This is a genomic window from Streptomyces deserti (genome assembly GCF_054782695.1).
In genome coordinates this window covers 23,061-31,384 of sequence record NZ_BAAGRZ010000049.1, presented here as the reverse complement: position 1 = coordinate 31,384, position 8,324 = coordinate 23,061, and the positions used below count along the sequence as shown (strand labels likewise).

General features: G+C 69.6%; 10 protein-coding genes. 1 reads left to right on the top strand and 9 read right to left on the bottom strand.

Going from position 1 to position 8,324, the window contains the following annotated elements; genetic code table 11:
* Positions 1-457: 457 nt before the first annotated feature.
* Entirely contained in the window at positions 458-676 is a 219-nt protein-coding gene (locus ACYVMZ_RS37565; protein WP_461087502.1) for a hypothetical protein, read from the bottom strand.
* Positions 677-1,251: 575 nt separating this feature from the next.
* On the opposite strand from ACYVMZ_RS37565, the gene ACYVMZ_RS37560 reads away from it, so the two are divergent.
* Entirely contained in the window at positions 1,252-2,085 is an 834-nt protein-coding gene (locus tag ACYVMZ_RS37560; RefSeq protein ID WP_461087506.1) for an NAD(P)H-binding protein, read from the top strand.
* Between the two features lie 61 nt (positions 2,086-2,146).
* On the opposite strand, the gene ACYVMZ_RS37555 is transcribed toward ACYVMZ_RS37560, so the two are convergent.
* The 8 genes from ACYVMZ_RS37555 to ACYVMZ_RS37520 form a co-directional block, all read right to left on the bottom strand.
* On the bottom strand, positions 2,147-3,067 hold the full coding sequence (locus tag ACYVMZ_RS37555; RefSeq protein WP_461087500.1) for a hypothetical protein: 921 nt from the start codon (positions 3,065-3,067) through the stop codon (positions 2,147-2,149).
* Complete coding sequence (locus ACYVMZ_RS37550; protein WP_461087498.1) at positions 3,064-4,110, bottom strand: TniB family NTP-binding protein; 1,047 nt, start codon at positions 4,108-4,110, stop codon at positions 3,064-3,066. The genes ACYVMZ_RS37555 and ACYVMZ_RS37550 overlap by 4 nt, the downstream gene beginning before the upstream one ends.
* Positions 4,101-5,351: a transposase gene (locus ACYVMZ_RS37545; protein WP_461087495.1), complete on the bottom strand. Its 1,251-nt coding sequence runs from the start codon at positions 5,349-5,351 to the stop codon at positions 4,101-4,103. Before ACYVMZ_RS37545 ends, ACYVMZ_RS37550 begins: the two co-directional genes overlap by 10 nt.
* 340 nt (positions 5,352-5,691) lie before the next feature.
* The gene (locus tag ACYVMZ_RS37540; RefSeq protein ID WP_461087493.1) at positions 5,692-5,991 is read right to left on the bottom strand and encodes a hypothetical protein; all 300 of its coding nucleotides are present in this window, start codon (positions 5,989-5,991) and stop codon (positions 5,692-5,694) included.
* Complete coding sequence (locus ACYVMZ_RS37535) at positions 5,988-6,665, bottom strand: GGDEF domain-containing protein (RefSeq protein ID WP_461087491.1); 678 nt, start codon at positions 6,663-6,665, stop codon at positions 5,988-5,990. The genes ACYVMZ_RS37540 and ACYVMZ_RS37535 overlap by 4 nt, the downstream gene beginning before the upstream one ends.
* 221 nt (positions 6,666-6,886) lie before the next feature.
* The gene (locus ACYVMZ_RS37530; protein WP_461087489.1) at positions 6,887-7,369 is read right to left on the bottom strand and encodes a Pycsar system effector family protein; all 483 of its coding nucleotides are present in this window, start codon (positions 7,367-7,369) and stop codon (positions 6,887-6,889) included.
* Between the two features lie 21 nt (positions 7,370-7,390).
* Positions 7,391-7,852 (bottom strand): RRQRL motif-containing zinc-binding protein, encoded by a 462-nt coding sequence (locus tag ACYVMZ_RS37525; protein WP_461087487.1) that lies wholly within the window; start codon positions 7,850-7,852, stop codon positions 7,391-7,393.
* Positions 7,853-8,050: 198 nt separating this feature from the next.
* Positions 8,051-8,278, bottom strand: a complete 228-nt coding sequence (locus ACYVMZ_RS37520; protein WP_461087485.1) for a hypothetical protein — start codon at positions 8,276-8,278, stop codon at positions 8,051-8,053.
* Positions 8,279-8,324: the final 46 nt, after the last annotated feature.

The window sequence follows — 8,324 nt, the reverse complement described above, 5'->3', positions numbered from 1 at the left end:
GCTTCCCCGACGCGGACACCTCCAAGCTGCAACACCCCGACGTCGTCGCCGATGCGGTGCTGTGCGCCCTGTCCCTACGCCCCACCAGCGTCATGCCCGAAGTAGTCGTCGTGCCCCGCAACGAGCCGTCCTGGCCGTGACCACCCGTGGCAGCCCCTGGCGTGGCTGGCTGGCTTCTTCAGCAGGTGGGTTCGTGTAGCTCCGCGCCGCTCGGGTTCGTCGTTCCTGCGGCTGCCCGACCTCCGTGCCCGGCGCACGCGCAGTGGATGTCACGCGGGCGACTCGATGTCCGCTTCGGCGACTTGATCATCGCCCAAACCCCGGTGGCCATCGCCTGGGCCGCCGGCCCGCACGGCGAGAGAACTCGCCCCGTCACCGCCGACCTGGCCGCTGAGATCAACCGGACGCTGACCATCAGGCACGAGCGGCCCCTGAGCAGGACGTCGCCTGCGAGCCGTCACGTTGAGGAATCGCCGTCATGAGTGCTTCTGATCGGGTCGGCGGTGACTACGGCCATTCCAGCGCCGGTACCAGTGCCTCCTTCATCACGGTCATGCGGTTCTCCCCGGAAGCTTTTGACCAGTGCAGCGTTCTTTGCCGTGCCCTTCTCGGGCACCAGGGAGCCGGCCGGAGTGAGGTGGGCGACTTCCACCTGCCAGTCGGCGTGGTCGGCCATCTCCGCTTGGTGGAGGCGATGACGGTGCCGGCCAGGGCGAGGCCGTGCTCCCGAAGTCCCGTCTTGCTGGCGCTTTCCGGTAGTCCGGCCCGCCGTCGGCGCGAGCTCACCGGAGGCGGCAGCTTCGGCGAGGCCCGCCGGGGTGCAGTACCAGCAGCTCTGCTGAGTGCGGTGGGTCGGGCCGACCAGAGCCGGGGATTCGGCGAGCAGGTTGCGCAGCGCGCGCCGGACGTGGTCGGCGGCCTGATGGTGGGGCAGCAGCAGCGCCTTGAGCTGGCGGGGTGTGGCCAGGCGCAGCTTCGTCGCCGCAGCCTTGCGGGCCCGGGACGCTTCTCCAGGTACATCAGTACTGGGAGAAGAGGAGGTGCAACCGTCCGGGGCGGATGTGTCCTGTCTCAGTCGACCCGAGCCATCGCGAGGTGGTGGCCTGCGGTGGCTCGGGTTGACTGAGACGCCGGTGCCGAAGTCGTCTCAGTCAACCCGAGGCAGTGGGGCTGACTCCTTGACCTCAAGCATAGTTGAGGTCTTAGCGTGCCGTGGACGTGATCAACGGCTGACGACAGGGAGAGATGACGATGATCCTCGTGACCGGCGCGACCGGGAATATCGGGAGTGCTTTGCTGAGGGAGTTGCGCCTGTCCGGTGCTGCACCTGTGCGAGGTCTTACTCGTGCCGTGGGACGGGTCTCGTTCCCTGAGGGGGTCGAAGCCGTTGAGGGCGATCTCGCGCAGGCGGAGTCTTTGGAGGCTGCGTTGGAGGGTGTGCGCTCGCTGTTCCTGTTGGTGGGCATGGGTGCGGAAGACGATGTCATCGCGGCTGCCCGGCAGGCAGGTGTCGAGCATGTGGTGCTCGTGTCGTCGATCACGGTGCAGACTCATCCGCATCTGCCTGGCGCCGGCGAGAATCTGGCTGTTGAGCGGTTACTCAAGGACAGCGGCATGGCCTGGACGATCCTGCGTCCGACGCAGTTCGCCTCGAACACCCTGTGGTGGGCGCAGTCGATTCGTGATCAGGGCGTGGTCCGAGCGCCGTATGCAGACATCGGCCTTCCCGCGATCCACCCCGCGGACATCGCGGCGGTGGCCCGCGTGGCGCTGACCGAGCCGGGGCACCGGGGACGGACGTATGCGCTGACTGGGCCGGAATGCGTCACGGTCCGACAGCAAGTGGCAGCCATCGCTGCGGTGTTGGGGCGAGAGGTGGCCTTCATTGAGATCAGCCGGGAGGAAGCCCATCGGCAGATGGCTTCCTTCATGGGAGACGAGACTGCGGGTGCTGTCCTCGATTTGATGGGTGGGGACGTCAATGACGAATTGGTGAGGGTGCGCGACACCGTTTCCCGGGTCACCGGGTCCGTGCCCAGATCGTTCCAGCAATGGGCATCGGACAACGGTGCCGCCTTCGGCTGAGACCGCATGTGCACTGCTGTGTTCCAGGCTGAGTGGGACGGTCTTCGGGCGTGTGTCTCACTCAGCCGGAGGTAACAGGCTCAGAACCGTTGGTCGTGTTGCCTCCGGCAGGGTGTCCGGCCGCGTCCTGGATGGTGTGCGCGATGGTGCGGAGCTGCTGGATGAACCAGGGCTTGGCCGTTGTGCGCAGAGGGCTCTCGTTGGGGAGCCGCCGTGTGAACTCCGCGTGGAAGGCCCAGAAGTTTTCCTCGTCGGTGGACATGGCCAGACGGCGCCAGTGCGGAGAGGCGTAGAGGGCCATGGTCGTGACGATCTCCGGATAGACCGCGGCATAGCGTTTGGGATCCCAGGGCCGGACGCTGCGGGCAGGGCGGGGTTGGAGCCGGACGAGGCGGCGGGAGCGGTCGCTGATCCGGTAGCCGTGCTGCATGAGGACGTGCCAGAACAGTGAGCACTGCGCATAGCACGGGTTGAGCACGTGCGGGCCGTGGCGGCGAAGGAGCCGGTAGTGGCGCTGTTGGGCGGCGACGATCTCGGGGAGGTCGGCGAGGTCGAACTGGGTGGCGGGGGACTCGACGGCCCGGCCGATCCAGAGGCGGTGGGGGACGCAGACCTGGTCGTGGTGTTTCGACATCCAGACCATGACGCCCTGGTCCGGGTTGCCGGTCCTGCGGGCGACGCAGCGGCGGCAGGCCCACCGGATGGTCGCGGCGAAAGGGCCCTGCGGGAGGTTCCACGCCTGTTTCTCCCAGCGGGGGATCGCGTGCTGGATGCTGGTTCGGGGCTGTCCGCTGAGGATGCTGAGCTGGTCGGTCGGGTCCGGGCGGGAGGTCAGCCAGAGGGAGGGCTGCTGAAGGCGCCGGACGGGCATCGCGTTCGCCGCCGCGAGCCGGTCCAGGAATGATGCCTCGGTCTCCTGCGGGAAGGGTTTCAGTGGACGCGGCAGCGGTCGGAAGACGATGGGTTCGAACCGTGCACTCATCCGGCTGCCCTGCGCGGTTCGGGCGGGGAGTCGGATTCGCTGTTGTGGTCGATCCGGATGTCGCGCAGGCTGGTTTTGGTGATGCGTTCGCTGCCGTCAAGGATGGCGGAGACGGCTGCGGCCCGGATCAGGTGGGACAGGCTTCCGATCATGCCGCCGGTGCGCTGGTGGAGGTATTTCGCGAGCTTGACCAGGGCACCGTTCTGGTGCCGGTGCAGGCGGAGGGTCGTTTCCAGGGAGGCGACCAGCGCCTGCCACTCGGCGTTGGGCGGGAAGGCGCCGGTGCGGACGAGGATGCACCGGCCCCCGAGCTGCTTGCCGCGGACTCCGGTGAACAGGCCGGAATTCTCGACGTTGATCCCGGCATAGACGAACGTCGCGGGCAGGTGTTCGGTGAAGTACTTCAGATGGTCGGAGAGATCCTCGCCGGCGGTGGTCGCGTGATTGAGCAGGTGGATCTCGTCGACCAGGACCAGGTCGGTGCGGGCCTCGATCAGCACCTGGCAGACGGCGCTGGTGACGTCGATGGTGTTGTGCCGCGGGTTGATCACGGGCAGGCCGAAGAACCGGGCGAACTCCAGGGCGAGTTTGCGCGGGGAGCCTTTGGGCGGGGCGGTGATGTAGACCACCGGAATGCGGTCGCTGCCCGGGTAGCGCTGCCGGATACGGAGTTCGTGGGTGCGGCCGAGTTGCTTGAGCGCGGTGGTCTTCCCGGTCGTCCACTGACCGGAGACGATCATCCCGCGGCGGGCGCCGTGCTCACGCTGGTTGAGCAGGGTCAGCAGCCGTCCCTGATGGGCGATCTCCTTGACCGTGGACGTGCGCACGACCTGGAGTTCGGAGTGGTAGGCGATGCGGGCCTCGTCGTAGGTCTCCCGCAGTTGCGGGGACAGGGCCTGCCACCGCTGATCGGGGAGCAGTTCGAAGACCGCTGGATCAGCCTCCACGAACCGCCGCCAGCCCTCCAGCCGGGTGGAGGGATCGGTCCGGTCATCGGGCAGACCGGCCTCATCCCCGCCCGGCTCCGCAGCGTTCACCACCACTTCTCCGCCTCCTTGCGTGCGTCGAAGATCTCCAGCGGGACGACATCGGCGAGTTCGCCGAGTTCGCCGGCGTCCTCGTCATCCGCCGGGTCCGGCTCCGGCGCGGGCGCCGGCCGTGGCCAGGCAGGCTCGCTGGTGGCCCGGGTGCGGGCGGCGACCTTGCGGTCGCGTAGCCGGGTTGACCGGTCCTTCGTCTCCAGCTGGCGGTCAGGCTCGTGATCGGGCCCGCCCGAGGCCCGGTCCAGCAGCTCTGCCGCCACCTGTGCGACGGCTTCCTCGTCGGGCTTACGCTGCCTGCGTTCGGTCAGGATCTGGTGGGCCCGGTCGAAGACCAGCTCGCCCATCGGGACGGGAGACGTGCGCAGGTGGCGCCAGGTCGCGGTGATCCAGCCTGTGCCGTGGTGGTTGCGTACCCAGACACAGGAAATGTCGTAGGGGTCGTAGTGGACCTCCCAGAGTTTGCCGTCCGGGCCCGCCCCCGAGGGCTGACGCCGGAAAGGAGCCAGTCCGGGAGCGTCGTAAGTCCGGTTGTTGATCCGAATCCCGCTGCGGCCGATGACCCGCCATTCACGGGGCATGAGCTGGATGTACTCCTCCGGACTGAGCGCGACGGGGACGTATCCGGCTGCTGAGACCAGCGCGGCGTACTTCTCGTTCGGGCTCAGCGGACGGTCCGGCATCAAGGGATCGCGCAGCCCGTCGTGCGGCCTGGACTGCCAGACGACGATCCACTCCTGGAGAAGTTCCTGCAGTTCGTGGATGGACCAGGCCGCCTGCGCGGCCGGGTTCTTTCCCCGCATCTCGGCACTGCGTCCCGTGTAGCCGGCCACGTACTGGGCGAACATCGTCGACACCGAGCCCAACGTCCGCTCGATGTGCGGCCTGTCGGTCGGGGTGTCCGGGTGCGCGGGCTGGAACGAGATCCCCAAGTGGCGGCAGGCGTTGCGGAAGTTGTCGGAGATGAACGCCTTGCCGTGGTCGCTGACCACCGTCTCCGGAACGATCACCGGGACCGCGGCGGCCTTGTCCAGCCGCTCGTCCAGCGACAGCAAGGAGGCATAGGGCAGCACGGAGCGCGACATGCGCAGAGCGTCGGACCAGCCGGGCCGCACTGGCTCCGGTGTCATGGCGCGTGCCAGCAGCAGCGCGGCATCGACCGCCTTCGTCGACGGCCGCAGCACCACGGCGGCCAGCGTCCGGGTGGCAAGGTCGATCAGCCCGGTCAGTTCGCAGCGGTCCACCGCCTGGTGCGGGATTGTGCTGCTGGCGGGAGGCTCACCGGTCTTCGTGTTGTCCGCGGACAACACCAGCGATCTGGCCGCGCTCGTGGAAGCCCTCAGCGTCCACGCATAGCCGAAGCCCCGCGTGTTGTCCGCGGACAATACGCCAGGGGCGGCAGAACCGCAGTTCCTGCAAAACGCAAAAGGCCCGTACTCCCCTGCGGCGCTGGTTCGCGGGGAGTACGGGCCTCTTGCCGTGCGCGGTCGTGCGGTGAGTCAGGCTGCCCAGGTGGCGGGTGCCCCCTGGTCGGGGTTGCGGTTGCTCTTCGCAGGGGATGCGGCGGTCACTCAGCAGGCAGTGTCAGGTGTGGTCGTTGTCGTCCCGTCGCTTGGAGCGCGGGTCGGAGGCGAACCGGCCCAGTCGGTACTCAGTTGGGTGGGAGGCGATCCATTCTTCGGCGCAGGTCTTGTGCACGGGCTCGCCTGCGTGGGAGCGCAGCGGGGTGGGCGCTCCGCACAGGGTGCAGGGGGCGTCCCAGCTGTAGCGCCGGCCGTCGCGCCAGTCGAGCAGGCTGCCCGGCTCCGGGACGGGGCCGGGCTCCCAGTCGGCGGACCGCCGGGGTGCGGGTGTCCTGGGCCGTCGTGCGGTCCGGACGCTCATGCGGCGGGGAGGTGGGTGCCGGAACGGCCAGTGCGGCGGCCGTTGACGGTGTCGGCGTAGGCGTCAGCGAGGGTGGCCAGGTAGGGGAACTCCGCCTCGCCGGTCTTCACCTTGTACATGGCCGCGTCGGCGCCGCGCAGGATGCGGTCGGTGTCCTCGCCGGGCATGTCGGTGGCGCGGGCGATGCCCAGGGACACGGTCATCTGCAGGGTGCGGCCGTCGTGGGTGAAGGGCTGGTGCAGCTGCTCGCGCAGGGCGGTGATGTCGGCGAGCGCGGATCGGGCGGGCAGGACGGCGACGACGGCAAACTCATCGCCGCCGAGCCGGGCGGCCAGGGCCTGCCGTCGCGAGGTCCAGGCAGCGAGGCGGCGGCCGGTGGTGCGTATGACGGCGTCGCCGGTGGCGTGGCCGTAGGTGTCGTTGACGGCCTTGAAGCCGTTGCCGTCCAGCAGCATCACGTATACGCGGTCACGGCGGCCGGTGCGCAGCAGCCGGTCGCCGTAGGCGAGGAGGTCGACGCGGCCGGGCAGGCCGGACAGCGGGTCGCGGCGGGCGGCGTGCAGCTGGCGGCGCACTCGGACGTCGTCGGCGAGGACGGCCAGGGCGAGGGGCACGGCGGCTGCGGTGATGATGAGGGTGCGCGACGGCTGCCGTAAGACGGCGGTTGCAGGCATGATGGAATATCCGTTCTCGCCCGTCAGGGCGGAATGAGGGAGGCGCACCCCGGGGCTTGCCGGCACATGGGGTGCGCCTCTTGCTGTGTGTGGTCACCTGCGCCCGGCCGTGGCCGGGCAGCGAGGCATGCTGGAAGTGCTGGCGTCTTGTGACGGAGACGGCCAGTGTCTGGGGCAGTCGTCCTGCGCCTTAGCCGATGCTGCGACCGCCCCGGGCTCGGTTAGAGCGGGGCGCTGATCGCGGCCAGGGCGAGGAACGCCAGTGCCACGAGGGTGCAGTCGACAGCGCGGCGCAGCTGGCGGAACTTGGCGACGGCGATGCCGGACAGGACGCGGATGCGGGCGGCGCGGGTGTCACCGGTCATGCTGGCGCGGATCTCGGTTTCGTCCAGGCGTGCCCAGTAGGGGAAGGATGCGCGGTCGTGGCCGCCGAGGCGCGGCCGGACGACCAGGAGCAGCAACACGGCGGCGGTGCCGAGGGCGGCGACCGCGAGGGCGCCGGCCGCCTTGGTGGCGGCGGGCAGGTCGTGGTCGGCGAGCGTGGTCAGGCCAGCGAGGACGGCGCCGTTGAAGGCCAGCAGTAAGGATGCCTTGCCGTCGGTGCGGCCGATCTCGCCTGCGACCGCAGCGCAGGCCGCATCCAAGTTCTTGTCTGTGGTCTGGGTGGTTTGGTCCGTGGTGGGCGGCGTGGTCGGTGCCGTCATGTGGGGGTGTCCTTCCATGGGTCAAGCCGCCAGGGCGTGGTCCGGCGTGGCGATGTAGGTGGTGGGGTCGGCGGGTGTGCCGTCGTGGCACTCCAGACAGATGCGGAGCTTGGTCGAAAGGCAGTGGTAGTAGCGGCGACGGCAGTTCTTGCATGTCTGCCGAGCTGCCATGGCCCGATCCAGGGCCCATTCCTGAGCGAGCGTCGGCACCCGCTTGGGCACGGCCAAGTCGACGCGGAGCAGGAAGCCGCGGGTGGGGTGGTTGCACGACCATTGCGGCCGGTAGGCGCACCGCTTGCAGCGCAGGATCGCAGCCGGGCCCAAGCGGGTGTTGCCGCCCGGGCTGAGGCCCATGGCGCTCAACTGGCGCCGGGTGACCAGGCCTTCGGGGACAGCACCGCGGTCGTATTCAGGAAGGCCACTGGCTCCGCGCGGTATCCGCTCCTTCTTCTCGCGGCGGCGCTTCTTCCTGGGGCGCGGCATCACTGCCCCCAGGCGCCGGGCAGCCGAGCGGGGCGCTGCGGGTAGCGGGGGCCGGGACGCTGCGGACGGGGCCGGCCGATCCGGCGGCGCGGTCGAGGAATGAGCACGAGCGATCTCCTCCAGCGGGTTGGGTGGACAGCGCCGCGCCCCGCCGACAGTGGGTTCGTCAGCGGGGCGCGGGCGGTGCGGGCGGCAGGGTCAGGCGGCGATGCCGAGAGTCGTACGGTGCTGGCCAGGCGTCGCAGGCGCAGTGTGGCCCGGGCGCGGGGTGTCCGGCTGCTGCGTGGGGGCGCCGCCGGTGTGGGTGCCGATCAGGTAGCCGAGCAGCACTCCGGCCGCGAGGAAGCACCTGTGCCGGTTGGTCTTCCACCAGGTGGGCGCCGGGGGCTCGGTGAGCACGCCTATGACGGTCGGGGCTTTCGCCACAACAAGGTCTCCTTCTCGCTCGCGGGTGGTGGTGGAGTCGGGCGGT

Coding starts and splice junctions, on each gene's coding strand:
- ACYVMZ_RS37565 (WP_461087502.1), bottom strand. CDS start 676: ATGGCCGACCACGCCGACTGGCAGGTGGAAGTCGCCCACCTCACTCCG.
- ACYVMZ_RS37560 (WP_461087506.1), top strand. CDS start 1,252: ATGATCCTCGTGACCGGCGCGACCGGGAATATCGGGAGTGCTTTGCTG.
- ACYVMZ_RS37555 (WP_461087500.1), bottom strand. CDS start 3,067: ATGAGTGCACGGTTCGAACCCATCGTCTTCCGACCGCTGCCGCGTCCA.
- ACYVMZ_RS37540 (WP_461087493.1), bottom strand. CDS start 5,991: ATGAGCGTCCGGACCGCACGACGGCCCAGGACACCCGCACCCCGGCGG.
- ACYVMZ_RS37535 (WP_461087491.1), bottom strand. CDS start 6,665: ATGCCTGCAACCGCCGTCTTACGGCAGCCGTCGCGCACCCTCATCATC.
- ACYVMZ_RS37530 (WP_461087489.1), bottom strand. CDS start 7,369: ATGACGGCACCGACCACGCCGCCCACCACGGACCAAACCACCCAGACC.
- ACYVMZ_RS37525 (WP_461087487.1), bottom strand. CDS start 7,852: ATGCCGCGCCCCAGGAAGAAGCGCCGCCGCGAGAAGAAGGAGCGGATA.